15 protein-coding genes and 1 pseudogene are annotated in these 15,607 nt (G+C 70.2%); 10 read left to right on the forward strand and 6 right to left on the reverse strand.

All coding sequences use genetic code 11. The features are described from left to right. Positions 1-49: 49 nt before the first annotated feature. A complete protein-coding gene (locus OOK07_RS40200) occupies positions 50-1,504 on the forward strand; it encodes an aldehyde dehydrogenase family protein (RefSeq protein WP_266801530.1) in 1,455 nt (484 codons plus the stop codon). Between the two features lie 54 nt (positions 1,505-1,558). Further along, positions 1,559-2,665: an NAD(P)-dependent alcohol dehydrogenase gene (locus OOK07_RS40205; RefSeq protein WP_266801531.1), complete on the forward strand. Its 1,107-nt coding sequence runs from the start codon at positions 1,559-1,561 to the stop codon at positions 2,663-2,665. Between the two features lie 7 nt (positions 2,666-2,672). On the opposite strand, the gene OOK07_RS40210 is transcribed toward OOK07_RS40205, so the two are convergent. After that, on the reverse strand, positions 2,673-3,623 hold the full coding sequence (locus OOK07_RS40210; RefSeq protein WP_266801532.1) for an NADP-dependent oxidoreductase: 951 nt from the start codon (positions 3,621-3,623) through the stop codon (positions 2,673-2,675). A 71-nt stretch (positions 3,624-3,694) separates the two neighbouring features. Here OOK07_RS40210 and OOK07_RS40215 point away from each other — a divergent pair, with 71 nt between their 5' ends. Both OOK07_RS40215 and OOK07_RS40220 read left to right on the forward strand, forming a co-directional pair. After that, positions 3,695-4,654 (forward strand): GlxA family transcriptional regulator, encoded by a 960-nt coding sequence (locus tag OOK07_RS40215; protein WP_266801533.1) that lies wholly within the window; start codon positions 3,695-3,697, stop codon positions 4,652-4,654. A gap of 72 nt (positions 4,655-4,726) precedes the next feature. Further along, positions 4,727-5,581: a hypothetical protein gene (locus tag OOK07_RS40220; protein ID WP_266801534.1), complete on the forward strand. Its 855-nt coding sequence runs from the start codon at positions 4,727-4,729 to the stop codon at positions 5,579-5,581. 4 nt (positions 5,582-5,585) lie between these two features. On the opposite strand, the gene OOK07_RS40225 is transcribed toward OOK07_RS40220, so the two are convergent. Together OOK07_RS40225 and OOK07_RS40230 are read right to left on the reverse strand one after the other, a co-directional pair. Then, positions 5,586-6,149: a TetR/AcrR family transcriptional regulator gene (locus OOK07_RS40225; protein WP_266801535.1), complete on the reverse strand. Its 564-nt coding sequence runs from the start codon at positions 6,147-6,149 to the stop codon at positions 5,586-5,588. Then, complete coding sequence (locus OOK07_RS40230; protein ID WP_266802279.1) at positions 6,146-6,508, reverse strand: DUF1304 domain-containing protein; 363 nt, start codon at positions 6,506-6,508, stop codon at positions 6,146-6,148. Before OOK07_RS40230 ends, OOK07_RS40225 begins: the two co-directional genes overlap by 4 nt. Positions 6,509-6,891: 383 nt before the next feature. On the opposite strand from OOK07_RS40230, the gene OOK07_RS40235 reads away from it, so the two are divergent. From OOK07_RS40235 to OOK07_RS40255, 5 genes are read left to right on the forward strand one after another with little or no spacing between them, the layout of a single operon-like run. After that, positions 6,892-8,619, forward strand: a complete 1,728-nt coding sequence (locus tag OOK07_RS40235; RefSeq protein ID WP_266801536.1) for a sensor histidine kinase — start codon at positions 6,892-6,894, stop codon at positions 8,617-8,619. A gap of 5 nt (positions 8,620-8,624) precedes the next feature. After that, positions 8,625-9,035 carry a roadblock/LC7 domain-containing protein gene (locus OOK07_RS40240; RefSeq protein WP_266801537.1) on the forward strand — a complete coding sequence of 137 codons (411 nt, stop codon included), beginning with the start codon at positions 8,625-8,627 and terminating at the stop codon, positions 9,033-9,035. Continuing rightward, positions 9,032-9,403: a DUF742 domain-containing protein gene (locus OOK07_RS40245; protein ID WP_266801538.1), complete on the forward strand. Its 372-nt coding sequence runs from the start codon at positions 9,032-9,034 to the stop codon at positions 9,401-9,403. Before OOK07_RS40240 ends, OOK07_RS40245 begins: the two co-directional genes overlap by 4 nt. Then, positions 9,384-9,989, forward strand: coding sequence for a GTP-binding protein (locus OOK07_RS40250; protein ID WP_266801539.1), 606 nt, complete (start codon positions 9,384-9,386; stop codon positions 9,987-9,989). The genes OOK07_RS40245 and OOK07_RS40250 overlap by 20 nt, the downstream gene beginning before the upstream one ends. Then, entirely contained in the window at positions 9,986-11,227 is a 1,242-nt protein-coding gene (locus tag OOK07_RS40255; RefSeq protein ID WP_266801540.1) for a cytochrome P450, read from the forward strand. The genes OOK07_RS40250 and OOK07_RS40255 overlap by 4 nt, the downstream gene beginning before the upstream one ends. Positions 11,228-11,302: 75 nt before the next feature. Here OOK07_RS40255 and OOK07_RS40260 read toward each other — a convergent pair whose 3' ends face one another. The 3 genes and pseudogenes from OOK07_RS40260 to OOK07_RS40270 all read right to left on the reverse strand — a co-directional run. Then, entirely contained in the window at positions 11,303-13,036 is a 1,734-nt protein-coding gene (locus OOK07_RS40260; RefSeq protein WP_266801541.1) for a hypothetical protein, read from the reverse strand. Positions 13,037-13,285: 249 nt separating this feature from the next. After that, positions 13,286-13,408: a hypothetical protein gene (locus OOK07_RS40265; protein ID WP_266801542.1), complete on the reverse strand. Its 123-nt coding sequence runs from the start codon at positions 13,406-13,408 to the stop codon at positions 13,286-13,288. A gap of 207 nt (positions 13,409-13,615) precedes the next feature. After that, positions 13,616-14,728 (reverse strand): annotated as a pseudogene (locus tag OOK07_RS40270) (amidohydrolase); the annotation flags it as partial. A 115-nt stretch (positions 14,729-14,843) separates the two neighbouring features. Here OOK07_RS40270 and OOK07_RS40275 point away from each other — a divergent pair. After that, positions 14,844-15,563 carry a TetR/AcrR family transcriptional regulator gene (locus tag OOK07_RS40275; RefSeq protein WP_266801543.1) on the forward strand — a complete coding sequence of 240 codons (720 nt, stop codon included), beginning with the start codon at positions 14,844-14,846 and terminating at the stop codon, positions 15,561-15,563. The last annotated feature ends 44 nt before the right edge of the window (positions 15,564-15,607 follow it).

A 15,607-nucleotide genomic window follows, 5' to 3' on the forward strand; every position in this document is an offset into this window, starting at 1 on the left:
ACAGGAATCCTGTTTGTTGAAATCTTGGCGATGAGGCTGGGGAGTGGTGATGACCACGTTCGAGATCGAACCCGGACGGCTGTTTGTCGGAGGGCAGTGGCGAGAGGCCGCCGACGGAGCGCGCACCGAGGTGGTCGACCCGTCCCGGGGCGAGGTCGTCACCACCGTCGCGGAGGCGGGCGCCGCCGACGTGGACGCGGCCGTGCGCGCCGCACGGGAGGCCTTCGACGACGGCACCTGGTCCGGGCTGAGCGGACGCGAGCGGGGCCGGATCCTGCACCGCGTCGCCGAGCTGATCCGTGAGAACGCCGACGACCTCGCCCGCCTGGAGAGCCTGGACGTCGGCAAGCCCATCTCGCTGTGCCACGCCGTCGACATCACGAACGCGGCCAACGACTACGAGCACTTCGCCGCCCTCGCCCACTCCCTGGACGGGTCCATCCGCGACACACCCATGAACGCGCTCGCCTACACCAAGCGCGAGCCGCTCGGCGTGGTCGCCGCGATCACCCCCTTCAACTTCCCGCTGATCCTTGCCGGTTCGAAGATCGGCCCCGCGCTCGCCGCCGGCAACACGGTGGTGCACAAGCCGGCCGACGAGACACCGTTGAGCGCCCTCTACATGGCCCGGCTGTTCAAGGAGGCGGGTGTCCCGGACGGCGTCGTCAACGTGGTCACCGGCATCGGCCCGGTGGCGGGCGAGGCGCTGCTGCGCCACCGCGGGATCGACAAGGTCGCCTTCACCGGCTCCACCGCGGTCGGCCGCCACGTGGCGGCCACCGCCGGTGAGGCGCTCAAGCCCGTGACCATGGAACTCGGCGGCAACGCCGCCCACATCGTCTTCGAGGACGCCGACCTGGAGAAGGCCGTCGGCGCGATCATCAAGGCCTTCGTCTTCAACACCGGCCAGTTCTGCATGGGCGGCCCGCGTCTGCTGGTGGCGCGCCAGGTGCACAGCACCCTGCTCGGCATCCTCGCCGAGGCCGTGCCCGGAGTCCCGGTGGGCGACCCCCGGCAGCCGGAGACCGTCGTCGGACCGATGGCGGGGGAGAAGCACCTGAAGAAGGTCGAGGAGTACGTCGACCTGGCTCGCAAGGAGGGCGGCCGCATCGTCTGCGGCGGCGAGCGGATCGATCTCGACGGCGGCTACTACTACAAGCCCACGGTGATCGCCGACCTGCCCAATGACTCCCGGGTCGTCCAGGAGGAGATCTTCGGCCCGGTCCTCACGGTGCAGCCCTTCGACAGCGAGGACGAGGCGGTCGAACTCGCCAACTCCACTCCGTACGGCCTCGCTTCGGGCATCCAGACCCAGAGCCTCGCCCGCGCCCACCGTGTCGCCGGGCGGCTCCAGGCGGGCATCGTCTGGATCAACGACTGGGCCATGCTCGACCCCGCCGTCCCCTTCGGCGGCGTCAAGGACTCCGGCTTCGGCCGCGAGTACGGGCCCGAGGCCCTCGCCGCGTACACCACGGTCAAGTCGGTCGTCGTCTCGCTCGACTAGCTCGCGATCGACCAGCTCGGCTGAACACGCCTGAAAGCCAAGGGAGTTCGTACGATGTCCATCACCACCCGTGCCGCGGTCGTCGAGTCCGGCGGGGCACCCTTCACCCTCGCCGATGTCGAGCTCGACGAGCCCGGACCGCACGAGGCGATCGTCCGCATGGTGGCCACCGGCCTGTGCCACACTGACCTCGGAGTCGCCAGTGGCGGCCTGCCCTTCCCCCTGCCGGGCGTGCTCGGCCACGAAGGCGCCGGCGTCGTCGAGGCCGTCGGCCCGGCCGTCACCGGCATCACGCCTGGTGACCACGTCGTGCTGTCGTTCAGTTCCTGCGGCGAGTGCCGCAACTGCCACGGAGGCCACCCCGCGTACTGCGCGACCTGGCTGCCGCTGAACCTCATCGGCGGTGTCCGTGCCGACGGCACCAGCACCATCAGCCGGGACGGCACCCCGCTCGGCGGCCACTTCTTCGGCCAGTCCTCCTTCGCCGAGCGGGCGTTGGTGGACGAGCGCAGCCTCGTCAAGGTCGACGCGGACGTACCGCTGGAGTCGATCGCGCCGCTGGGCTGCGGAGTGCAGACCGGAGTGGGCGCCGTCTGGAACGTGCTGAAGCCGGTCACGGGCAGCACCGTCGTCGTCCTCGGCGCCGGCGCCGTCGGCCTGTCCGCCGTGATGGCCGCCGCCCTCACCCCGGCCACCCGGATCGTGGCCGTCGACAAGATCGGCGAACGACTGTCGCTGGCCAAGGAGTTGGGCGCCACCCATACCGTCAACGTCGGCGAGACCGACCTCGCCGAGGCGCTCGCGGAGATCACCGGCGGCCAGGGCGCCGACGGCGTCGTGGAGACCACCGGCAGCGTCGCGGTGCTGCGCCAGGGCGTCGACGCGCTCGCCGCCCGCGGCACCCTGGTCGTCGTCGGCGCCCCGCCGTTCGGCAGCGAAGTCGCCCTGGACGTCAACGGGTTGCTGGGCGGCAAGCAGGTCGTCGGCCTCACTCTCGGCGACGCCGAGACGCAGACCTTCATCCCGGCGCTGGTCCAGCTGGTCAAGGAAGGACGGCTGCCGCTGCACCGCCTGATCAGTACCTATCCGTTCGCGGACATCGACCAGGCGGTGCGGGACATGGGCGCAGGCAAGGCGATCAAGCCCGTGCTCACGTTCTGACAGGACGTCAGTCGACCGTCAGGACCAGCTTCCCCGTGGTCCGGCCGGTGTCACCGAGCGCGTGCGCCTCGGCGGCATCGGCCAGCGGGAAGGTGCCGGCGATCGCGGGGCGCAGCTTCTCCGCCTCCACCAGCTCCGCGATCGCCTTCAGGCCGCTGTGCGAGGCGTCCACGAGCATCCGCAGCGACCGGACCCCGAGCCGCTCGGCCTCCTCGTGGAAGTCGGCCGAGCCCACCGGCAGGATCGAGACGACGACTCCGCCGGGCCGCAGCACGCGCAGCGAGCGCGTGGAGGTCTCGCCGCCGATCGTGTCCAGGACGACGTCGACGTCCTTCACGGCCTTGGTGAAGTCCGTCTCCTGATAGTCGATCGCCTCGTCCACGCCGATGTCGCGCAGAAATCCGTGCTTGCCCGCGCTGGCGGTGCCGATCACGTACGCGCCCCGGGCCTTGGCGATCTGCACGGCCACATGGCCGACCCCGCCCGCGGCCGCATGGATCAGCACCCGCTGCCCCGGCTGCAGGTCGGCGTACTCGGTCAGGGCCTGCCAGGCGGTCAGCGAGACGAGTGGCAGCGCGCCCGCCTGCGTGTGGTCGAGCGAGGCCGGCTTGGGCGCGAACCAGCGAGCCGGAGCGGTGACGTACTCGGCGTGCGAGCCGTGGCCGTACGGGTAGGACAGCATGCCGAAGACCTCGTCGCCGGGCTGGAAGCGGACGACTCCGATGCCGACCGCCTCGACCACGCCGGAGACGTCCCAGCCCAGGACGAAGGGCGGCTCGCCCAGGAAACCGCCCGTCGCGCGGTGCTTCCAGTCGGTCGGGTTGACGCCGGCGGCGCGGACCCGGACCAGTACCTCGTTCGTACGCGGCTCGGGCCGCTCCAGCTCGACGACCTTCAGGACCTCGGGACCGCCGAGGGTGTCCTGGCTGATGGCTCGCATCGTGTTCACAGTGCTCATGGTGAACCAGCGTGCCTGGGGCCGCCCGCCAAGAAAATGGCACGAACGCCAAGCTTCGATAGGATCGTGCCATGACTGGTGAGCGGCAGGTGGAACGGGTCGTCGTGCTGGCCCTGGACGGCGTCTACCCCTTCGAGTTGGGCATCCCCAGCCGGATCTTCGGTGCGGCCGACGGCCGGTACGAGGTGCTGACCTGCACCGTCGACGGTCAACCGGTGCGTACCAGCGCGGACTTCACGATCGGTGTCGATCACGGACCTGAGATCCTGGACACGGCCGACACGGTCGTCGTCGCCTCCGTGACGCCCTCGCACATCCCCACCGAGCTGCCGGCCGAAGTCGCCGCCGCGCTCGCGCGGATCCGCCCGGACGCACGGATCGTCTCCATCTGCACCGCCGCCTTCGTTCTCGCCGCGGCGGGTCTCCTCGACGGTCGCAAGGCCACCACGCACTGGCACGTGGTCGACCTGTTCCGGCGCAGGTTCCCGAACATCGACCTTGATCCGGACGTCCTGTTCGTCCACGACGGCCGCGTCCTCACCTCGGCCGGAGCAGCCTCAGGCGTCGACGTCTGCCTGCATATCGTCCGCACCGACCACGGCAGCGAACTGGCCAACTTCGTGGCCCGCTGCTGCGTGGTGCCCCCCTTCCGGGACGGCGGCCAGGCCCAGTACATCGAGCAGCCGGTCCCCGAGAGCGGGGCCGCGAGCACCGCGGCCACCCGGGCCTGGGCTCTGGAGCACCTGGACGAACCGCTCACCCTGACCGGGCTGGCCGGCCACGCCCGGATGAGCCTGCGCACCTTCGCCCGCCGCTTCAACGACGAGGTCGGCCTCAGCCCCGGCCGCTGGATCGTGCAGCAGCGTGTCGCCCGCGCCCGGCACCTGCTGGAATCCAGTGACCTGTCCGTCGACCAGATCGCCACTCACGTCGGCTTCGCCACGGGCGCCTCGCTCCGCCAGCACCTGCACGCGGCGATCGGGGTCTCGCCACAGGCGTACCGGCGTACGTTCCAGGCGGCGGCACGTTAGCCGCCGACGAACGTTCCGTGCCGTCGCCGCGTCGAAGGACCGTAAGCGCAGTGGGGCGAACAGGGGTGGGGGATGCGCGGAAGACTCGCGGTGACGACGGTGCTGGTCGCGTCGGCGGCGGTGGCGTGCGGAGGTGAGAGGGGTCAGGACCTCGTCGTCGCCGGTACCGCGCCGCCCGTGCCCTACAGCGGGCCGCTGCACGTGCCGACGAGGAACCTCGACGAGGACGGCGCCCGAGCCACGAGGATCGAGTCGGGCTCCGCAGGACGGGCCCTGGAGTGCGACGGGGCGATCTACTCGGGCGGCGGCAGCGAGCCGTGGAGCGAGGGCGACGGCGGGACGACGCCCCAGGAGGGCCTCAAGGCGTACTTCGACATCGAGCAGCCCGACGTTCCGCGCCACGGCTACCGTGCGGAGCGCAGCGAGTCGGACCGTGTCCTGTACTCCTTCGATGTGGGTGGCAGGACCAAGGTCGCCGTCGTCGTCGCCAGGGACCGGAAGAACCGGCCCGGTTGGGGCCCGGAGACCAGCGCGTCCTGCGATCCGTCCGAACTCCCGGAGAGCTACACGGACAGGCAGTGGTACGAGATCTGGAAGGACCGGCAGGACAGGCGGGTGCCGATCACCAAGGTGAACAGCTCGGCCGGACCGGAACACTGCGACTGGGAGAAGGCGCATTTCCTGCAACTGGGGGAGGGGAAGAAGGGCATGCTGTACGCCCGCGATCCCGACCGGGTGCTCCCCGACGGCATGCTCACCTCCCCGTACGACGGAGACGTCCGTATGCCGGCTGGCGCCCGCGACACCGGATACCGCTTCCACGACCGGCAGCTGTGGCTGACGGACGATCCGGCGAAGGCCTACGTCCGTACGTCCGACGGCGTGGAGGCCTGGCCACTGGTGAAGGAGGGCATGGGCTGCGCGTGACCCGTCACCGACTGGCGTGCAACGCGACCAGCAACTGCCAGACCTCGTCGGCGATTCGAGGGGCGTCTGCGTCCAGGAGCCCGTGCAGCCAGTCGGCCAGGACACCGGCGAAGGTCGCCGCCACGGCCGACGCGACCAGGGGTGCGTCCGCCGCGCCCGCCCGTTCGCGCTCGCGCAGGCTGTAGGCGCGCAGGTCCCGGTGCAGCACCCGGCCGAGGGGCCCGCCGCCGCCCGGGGTCAGCAGCGCGCGGTAGAGGCCGGCGTGCGGGGCGAGCGAGCCGAAGAACTCGGCGAGCGCGGGCGGCGCGTGCACCGGGTCGGGCCGCCCCGTCCAGGAGTGCAGCGCCTGAACGGCCTCGCGGACGACATCCGCGCACGCGTCGACCGCCAGCGCCTCCAGGTCGGCGTAGTGGACGTAGAAGGTGGCCCGTCCGACCCCGGCCCGGCGCACCAGCGCGGCCACGCCGACCTCGGCGAGGGGCCGCTCGGCGCACTCCGCGAGCAGTGCCTCCCGCAGCCGCGCCCGGGTGCGCGCGGCCCGCGGGTCCTGCGGCGCGGAGCGGCTCACCGCGCGATCAGGACGGCGGCCAGGGCGAGCGCGCCGGGCAGTGCCTGCGCGAACAGGATGCGGCGGTTGGCCGTCACGCTGCCGTAGACGCCCGCGACCACGACGCAGCTCAGGAAGAACACCTGCGCCCGGAACCCGGTCGGGTCCGCAGCGATCAGACCCCAGACCAGGCCGGCCGCGAGAAAGCCGTTGTAGAGCCCCTGGTTGGCGGCCATCGGTGCGGTCGCCCGGGCCATCTCACGGTCGAACCCGTGCAGCGCCCGCCCGGGCTTCTTCTGCCACAGGAACATCTCCATCACCAGGATGTAGGCGTGCAGGGCGGCCACCAGACCGACCAGTACGTTCGCAACCGTCTCCATCATCGGGCTCCATTTCTTGGATAGGTGTCCACTATAGATGGACACCTGTCCAAGAAGCCAGTCACGGCCGCGATGATGCCCGTCGGTAATCCGTCAGGGTCCATCAACTGCGGACACGCAGGGGCGCGCGCACTGCCGCCCGGCGCCAAGCGCCGGGTCCGCAAAGGTATTTGTCGACGCGTGAGCTGCTGTCTGGGAGTGACGGAGCCCTCACTTCCGCGGGTGTGCGAGATTGATCCTTTCGGGTTCAAACCCGATAAGCTCCCGTTCGTCGCTGCGAGTTGACTTCTCCGTTGACGGTTGTCTCGTGGTGCGTATGCGTGCATCAGTGCAGCCCCCCTTGCACACCCCCCTGTTCGATCGTGTTGCTCGTAAGGATGCAGATGGAACTCGCCACCCCGCCGCCGGCGGCGCGGGCCCCTGTCGCCTGGTACAGCTGGTGGTTGATGCCGCTGGCCTTAGGAGGCGGGACGGTTGCCGCAACGTTCATGAGCTCCGAGCGGATAGCCGCCGGTGTCGCGGGCCTCGCCGCCACCGCGGCAAGCGCCGTGTGCGTACGGCTGCTGATTCGCACCCGCACACAGCTGAGCCGCACCGAGGGCTCCTTCCGAGCCACGCAGGCCGAGCACTCCCAGCAGTGGCAGCAGCACGTCGCGGGCCTGGAGCGGAATTTCGGCGCCGAGCGCAGCTCACTGGAGTCACAGCTCGCCGACCAGTCCGGTGCCTACGAGGCGCAGCTGGCCCAGCAGACCTCCTCGTACGACGCCCAACTCGCCGAACAGGTACGGGCCTTCGAGGCACGCCTCGCCGAGCAGGCCACGTCGTACGAGGCCCAGCTCGCCGACCAGGGCGAGGTCTGGCGGGAGCAGCTCGCCCACCAGTACGACGCGGTCGCCCGGCTCGCGAACGAGCAGCTGCCCGATGCGCTGCAGCAGCTGCGCGCCGGTGAGTCCATCGACGACCTGCTGCCTGCGGCCAACCAGTGCGCGAAGGTCAGCGCCGACCTGCAGGCCGAACTGCGCAAGGCGCTGCGCACCGCTTTGATCGGCGTGGAGGAGGAGTTCAACCGCTCGACCTCCGCCGAGCAGGCCGTCATCAGCATCGGCAACCGTATCCACGTGCTGACCAGCAAGCTCCGTGGCCGGCTGCACGAGATGCAGGGCGAGCACGGCCGGCTGCCCTCCGTGGCTCGCGGCCTGATGGAACTCGACCAGGAGCTCGGCCCCGCCGACTCGCTCGCCGCGAGCATCGGTGTGCTCGGCGGCTCGGACCGGCCGGGCCGGCAGTGGCAGGAGCCGCAGCGCCTGCTCAGCGTGGTGCGCGGCGGCATCGGCCGGATCAAGGACTTCCACCGCATCGAGGTCCGCCATCTGCCGGAACTCGGCGTGGACGGCGGCCTGGTGGACCACCTCACGCTGATCTTCGCGCAGCTGCTGGACAACGCGGCCCGCTACTCGCCGCCCAGCGAGCCCGTGCTCGTCTCCGGCAAGGAGGTGCCCAACGGCGTCGGCATCGAGATCCAGGACTCCGGCAAGGGCCTGAGCGAGGAGAAGAAGCGCGAGGCCCAGGAGGCTCTCACCGGCACCGCGGCCGGACCCGGCATCGGCGGCATCTCCGAGGACGCCAACATCGGTCTGCGCGTCGTGGGCGCACTCGCCCGCCGCTACGGCATCCGCGTCACCTTCGCGGACTCGCCCTGGCTCGGTACTTCGGTGGTGGTAGTGGTCCCGCACAAGTACTTCAGCCCGCTTCCCGCGGCCGCCGCCGGGGCCGCCCCCGCCACGGCGGCGGCCCCGGCCCCCCAGCCCGCCGCGGCCGTCCCCGCCCAGCCGGTGGCCGAGGAATCCGCGACGGTGGACACCACGCCCGGCGGACTGCCCCGGCGCCGCAGCAAGCGGCACGAGGGGGAGGACGCGGCACGGCACCAGCCGGTCGAGCGCACCGAGCGGACGGAGGAGACCGCCGTTCCCGCCGTCCCGCCGGACGCCTCGTTCACCGGCCTGGCAGCCTTCGCCACCGCCGGCCGTGAAGCAGGCGAGGAGTACACCACGGAGGACACGGCGCCCGTCGGCCGCCAGTCCACCGAGCACCGCACTGAAGAGAGCGACTAGTCCACATGACGCAACAGGGAACCGACGTGAGCTGGGCGCTGCGCGATCTGGTGGAATCCATCCCGGAGATCCGTTTCGCCCTCGTGGCCTCCAGCGACGGCAAGGCCATCACATCTTTTGGTGCCGAAGACCCCGACGACGTGGACCGGTTCGCCGCCGTGGTGGCCGGGCTGCAGGCCCTGGCCCAGCCGGTCGCCGAGCAGTTCCCCAAGTACGCGGGGCAGCTGCGGCTGGCGATGATCGAAGTCGACGGCGGCCATCTCTTCGTCGTACGTGCCGGTGTGGAGACGTATCTCGGCGTTCTCGCCCGGGAAGGCCTCGACCAGGGCCTGCTCGGCCACCAGATGAGGGATCTGGCCCGCAGGATGGGTGAGCTCCTCGGCACCACTCCGCGAGTGGAGGAGCACTCTGGATGAGTGCTCCCCGCCGGCCCACGGACCCGTCCGGTCTCGAGCGCTACTACGTCCTCACGGGGGGACGCAGCGGACCGGGCGGTTCGGCGTCGAGTCTCGACGTAGCGACCCTCATCGTCGCCCTGACCGCCCCCGTACCGGGCATGCAGCACGAACACGAGGACATCCTCCGGCGCTGCCGCGATCCGCTGTCGGTGGCCGAACTCGGCGCCCACCTCGGACTGCCCTTCAACATTCTCGCGGTGCTGCTGGCGGATCTGCTGGAAGCAGGCCGCGTCGAAGCCCGTGACCCTATCCCGGCACACGGCGCCGGCCGCGGGCCCGACCTCGCGCTCCTTGAGGAGGTACTCAGTGGACTTGAACGGCTTTGACCATCCCGGCCGCCCGGCGGCCGGCGGCACCCGCTCGGTGAAGGTGATGATCGCCGGCGGTTTCGGCACCGGGAAGACCACCATGGTCCGCTCGGTGAGCGACATCAAGCCGTTGACCACCGAGGAGACGCTCACCCAGGCCAGCGCCGACGTCGACCACCTCATCGGCGTCGCCGACAAGACGGAGACCACCGTCAGCCTGGACTTCGGCAAGATCAGCCTCAACGAGAGCCTGATGCTGTACCTGTTCGGCACGCCCGGGCAGGAGCGGTTCTGGTTCCTGTGGAACGGCCTGTTCAAGGGCGCGCTCGGCGCGGTGGTCCTGGTCGACACCCGGCGGCTGGCCTCCAGCTTCCGGGCGATCGAGGAGATGGAGCGGCAGAAAGTCCCGTTCGTCGTCGCCCTGAACCTCTTCCCCGACTCCAAGGTCTATCCGGTCGAGGAGATACGGGACGCACTGGACATACCCGAACACATCCCGGTCGTGGCCTGCGACGCCCGCGACCGGGCCTCCAGCCGTGACGTACTCGTCGCGCTGATCCGTCATCTTCAGGAACGCTCGGCCGTCGCACTGGAGTCACGATGAACGACCAGTCCCACGGTTCCGGTGTCACGGGCGGTTGTCCCGTCGCGCACGGTCAGGGCACCACCCGGCTGTACGGGCCGGAGTCCGCGACCGATCCGCACGGCATATACGAGCGGTTGCGCAAGGAGCACGGTTCCGTCGCGCCGGTGCTGCTGGAGGGCGACGTCCCGGCCTGGCTGGTGCTCGGCTACCGCGAGAGCCGCCGGGTGCTGGACAACCCGTTGCAGTTCGCGCGGGACTCGCGGAACTGGCGGGACTGGCGGGAGGGCCGGATCGGGGAGACCTCTCCGCTGGTGCCGCTGCTGGGCTGGCGCCCCGACTGCGTGTCCCTGGACGGCGAGGCGCACCGCAGGCTGCGCAGCGCCGTCAACGATGTGCTGCACGCTGCTGCCGGCCGCGGTATCCGGCGCCACGCCAAGCACTTCGCCAACAAGCTGATCGACGGGTTCGCGGACAGCGGCCACGCCGATCTGGTGGCGGACTACGCCGATCTACTGCCGATGCTCGTCATGTCCCGCATTCTGGGGCTTGCCGAAGCGGAGGGGCGCCGACTGGTCGAATGCTGTGCCCAGGTGTTCAAGGGCGGCGAGGACGCCGTAGTGCTCGACGGCACGATCATGGAGATCTTCGGTGAACTCGCCGAGCGCAGGCGGTCCGAGCCCAGCTCCGACCTCGCCACCGGCCTGCTGGAGCACAGCGCGGGTCTCGACCAGGACGAGGTCGTCCACCACCTGCGCGTGGTGCTGATCGCCGCGCACGTGACGACCAACCTGCTGGCCCGGGTGCTGCAGCTGGTTCTGACCGACGCCTCCCGGCTCTCCGGGCTGATCAGCGGTCAGCTGAACATCTCGGCAGTGGTGGAGGAGGTCATGTGGAACTCTCCACCGTTGGCCGTCCTGCCGGGGCGCTTCGCCGCCAGCGATGTCGAACTGGGCGGGCACCGCATCGAGGAGGGCGACCTGCTCGTCGTCGGTCTCGCCCCGGGCAACCTCGACCCCGAGGCCCGGCCCGATCCGGGCGTCTCGGTGCAGGGCAACCAGGCGCACCTGGCGTTCGGCGCGGGCCCGCACGAGTGCCCCGGACAGGGCATCGGGCAGTCCATGATCGAGGTTGCGGTGGACGTCCTGCTGCACCGGCTGCCGGGCCTGCAGCTGGCCGTGCCGGCGGATGAACTCACCACGACCGCCTCCACCTGGGATTCCCGGCTGGACAGACTGCCGGTCGAGTTCCCCGTGTGAGCAGACTGCTGCCCGGTCGGAATCCCGACCGGGCAGCGCTGTCTTCCCGGTGAAAAAAACGGGCCGCGGGAGGCGTCAGCCGTCGAGCCAGTCGCCTGTGACGGTCGTGGGGCGGTATCCCGTGGCGTTCCAGAGGAAATGCGGGTGAGCGCAGCCGAACATGTAGGCGAGCAGCGCGGTGTCTTCCCTCCCGGTCTCAGGGTCGTACAGGGTGTAGAAATTTTCACTTCCGACCGCGCCGGCGTCCTCTTGGACATGACGAGCGCGGTCCGGGGACGGTGCGGCGCTGGATGCCTCCACGGCGGCGATGTAGGTGCGACGCAGGATCTCCCACGTCCTGTCGATGTTGCCGTACCAGGGGCCGTGCAGTGCTTCGAAGGCGTGGAGTTCGGCGTCGAGGAGGGGCCATGTCCCGGGGTACTGGGATCGGCAGCGTGCGGACAGCTCGGCGGTCCGGGTGCTCAGTGCCGCTGCGGTGGGCCGCGGGGCGATGGTGAGGGTGGTGCCGTGGGTGAGGATGCCGGTGCACGCATTGGGCTGCAGGTCGCAGAGCGGGCACCCCTCGGCCGGGGGGAGGCCCTCGGTGATGCCGTCGAACCACAGGGCGTGACGGCCCGTCAGCCCCATCCAGACGATGGTGTTGGGCATCAGCCAGGTGTTCCACATCGAGGTGTGCGCCTCGGGCATGCAGCCGTACTTGACGAGGGCGATGGCGCAGGCAGCGTAGAGGGCCTTGGTGTGGGTGGGTATGTCGGCGAGCCAGAAGTTGCTGATCTCGCCGGTGAGGGCGTCGACCCGTACGTCGGTCATGTCGTCGATGACGCGGCACAGCAGCAGGGAGGCGAGGTGTTCTTCCTGCCAGAGTTCGGTGTCGGGTGAGACGTGCCAGAACAGGCAGTCCATCATCTGCAGGAGTGAGTAGGTGCTCTGGCCGAGCGGGTTGGTCTGGGGGAGCGTGACCTTGCCCGCTTGGTGCTGCTGGAGCCAGTACTCGTCGACGGATCGTTTGTGGGCTGCGAAGAGCCCGCAGACCAGGGCCCGTGCGCTGTTGGTGCTGAAATTCTCGGCCAGGCGGCCTTCGATGAGCTGGGTGAGGTGCGCGGTATCGATGGTGTCGATCACGCGTTTGTATTCGTGGAAGAGGAGGATGTCGTCCTCGAAGCCGTGGCGGAGGCCAAGGTCTTTGTCGAGGTCGTTCATCTGCCGGACGAGGACCCATCCACCGGTCAAAACGCTGTTGAGTTCCTCGCGGTAGGGCCAGGTCTCGACGGTGAGGGGACGACCGGCGCTCTGCCGCCAACGGTAGTCGTCCAGGGTGCGAGCGGGGGGCGCGGGCAGCCGAAGGCACAGCGGGCAGCTGCAGCAGACGTCTGTCTGCTCCTCCTCGCGCGGCGGGGTGAGCGCCCGGGTCCGCCAGGCCTCTTCCAGCATCGTGCAGGTCAGTCGGCAGACCTCGATATCGGTGCTGACCTGGGGGAAGGCCGCTTCGATCACGCGCAGGCCGGCGTCCAGGTGCCTCAACCTGGCGGAACCCTCCTCGTCGGGCGGGAGGAACGCGGGCCGCGCCAGGTGGAGGGCTCCCTCCACCCTCAGGGTGGTGCTGTAGTGGGGGGATCCGAATGCCTCCAGCCGCTGCTGAGCGGCGTTTTCGGACCTCCGGGTCCGCTCCGTGCTCCCCTTGGCGTGTTCTCCGAAGAGGCGGGCCAGGGCGTTCCCCGCCGCCGTGGGCGGCAGGTGGGCGCTTGGCTGCGCCGGGAGCAGGCTGTCGGCGGAGGCCTTGGGGACAGCACCTCTGACTCGAAATTTCACACCGGTTTCCCATCAAGCTGTGGTCATGACAACAAAATCGACCGACCGGGGCTTTCGGCCGGTTGTGTCCGGGAAGGTTTGTGCTTCGGCGATGGCCTCGCCGAACAGGCGGACGCACGCGACCGGCTCGTGCGCCTGCTGCGAACGACCGCGAGGGGCACGACTGCTGCGTCGACGGCCGGGGAAGTGGGGTGGATCGCCCACCCGCGGGCCTACCGTGCACGGCCCGCCCTTGTCGAAGTGCTCCTGTTACAGGGCGCGCATGTGCATCGCCGCTTCAACTGGGCTGATCAGGAAGCATTCCTGGACGTACTCCGGATGTCTGCTGACGGGGGTGTCGAAGGCGAGGTCGAACGTGACGTCCTGAGGCATGCGCTTCCTTTCGGTAGACGGCGTCGCAGAGTCCCCCCACCCTGAGAACGGGTGGCCGAAGCGGCCACCCGTGTACTCGAACTCAGCTACTCGAACTCAGCTACTCGAACTCAGCTTCCATGGCCGAAAGTTGAACCGAGAAGCGATACGAGGCTGCCCAGAGCCTAAATGATCTACGCGTGACCTCACCGTGATGTCCGTTACTGCTTACGCCTCTTGAGCTGCGTACACTGCCTCCCCTCCCACATGCGTCAGGGTCACCACCGTCTTCGCGATCGCCTCGGTCGGCCCGTCGAACGGGTCGCGGTCCAGGACCACCAGATCGGCCAACGCGCCGACCTCCACCCGGCCGGTGTCGTCGAGGTGGTTCACATACGCCGATCCCGCGGTGTACGCGGTCAGGGCCTCGGCCAGGCCGATGCGCTCGCCGGGCAGGAACACCGGGGCGTCGTCACCGTCGGGCGCCAGGCGGTTGACCGCGACATGGATCCCCTGCAGCGGATCGGGGCTGCTGACCGGCCAGTCGCTGCCCGCCGCGAGCCGGGCCCCCGAGCCCAGCAGCATCCTGAACGGGTACTGCCGCGCAGCCCGTTCGGACCCCAGGAACGGAATGGTCAGCTGGTCCATCTGCGGCTCGTGCGCCGCCCACAGCGGCTGGATGTTGGCCGTGGCGTCGAGCCGGGCGAAGCGCGCCACGTCGTCGGGGTGCACGACCTGAAGGTGCGCCAGATGCGGCCGGGTGTCGCTCGGCCCGTTCGACTCACGCGCGGCCTCGATCGCGTCCAGGGCGTCCCGTACGGCCCGGTCGCCCAGCGCGTGGAAGTGGCACTGGAAACCGAGACCGTCCAACTCCGTGACGTACATGAGGAGTTGGTCGCTGTCGATGAAGCTGGTGCCCCGATTGGCGGTGGCGCAGCCGCGCTTGACGAGATACGGATCGAGCAGCGCCGCCGTGCCGGTCTCGGCCACCCCGTCCAGCATCAGCTTGACGCTGCCCGCGCGGAAGAGGCCGTGGCTCAACGCGGCCCGCTTCTCGACGAGTTCGGGGATCTGCTCGGCCCCGCGCTCACGGTCCCACCACAGGGCGCCGGCCACGCGAGCGGTCAGCGAGCCGTCGCGCGCGGCGGTCAGATACGCCTGCGACGGGTCGTCCATGCCGAGGAAGTCCCCGACGAGAGCGTCCTGCCAGGCCGTGATGCCGAGCGCGTGCAGATGGCGCTGCGCGTGCAGCAGGGCCGCGAGCCGGTCCGCCGGGGTGACCGGCGGGGTCAGACGCCCGACGAGCTGCATCGCGCCCTCCTGCAGCGTGCCGCTCGGTTCGCACCGTGGGGCCTGGTCGGCCCCGGTGACCGCACATGAAACTGCCCGGGGGCTTAACACGTCAACGGTGTTGTCATGAGGTGCGGGCACGGCACCGGCACCAGGGAGGCGGTCCATGAGCGAGCGCGTCGTCCCGCCCGATGCCCGGCGCCGCAGACGCCCCACCAAGCAGGGCGTCGTCCTCTCAGAGGAGCTGATCGTCGCCACCGCCCTGCGCCTGATCGAGGAACACGGCGCGGAGGCCCTGTCCGTCCGGCGCCTGGGCCGCGCCCTCGGTGCCGACCCGAGCTCGCTGTACCGCTATTTCCGCCACACCGACGACCTGATGCTCGCCGTCACCGACGAACTCATCGGCAGCACCCTGCGTAGCTGGCGCCCCACCGGCGACTGGCGCGCAGACCTCGGGGACCTCGGTCTGCGCATGCACGCGGGCGCCCTCGCCCACCCCCGCGCGGCCGTCCTCAGCTCCTACCGCGTGACCGGGCGGGCGTACGAGATCCAGGCCGTGGAGACCATCCTCGGCGTGTTGCGCGACGCCGGCTTCCACGACGTCGAGGCGGTGCGCATCTATCACGCCTTCGTCGACCAGTCCCTCGCCTTCGGCGCCCTCGACTCGGCGAGCGTCGCCCTGCCGAAGGCCGCCCGGGAGGCGGAGACGGCCGTGTGGTGGTCCACCTACGCGCGGCTCCCCGCCGACACGCACCCCCACATCGCCGCCACCGCCCGCCACCTCGTCGCCGACATGCCCCACAGCTCCTACCCGGCCGCACTGGACCTGTTCCTGAGCGCGGCGGCCGCGCGACTGGCGGAGACCCGAGCGGGAAAGGAGACCTGACGCCCACCAACTCGACACGCTCGTAAGGGAATTGGCTGGTCGCC

Origin of the sequence: Streptomyces sp. NBC_00078 (assembly GCF_026343335.1) — a bacterium.
Classification (GTDB): Bacteria; Actinomycetota; Actinomycetes; order Streptomycetales; family Streptomycetaceae; genus Streptomyces.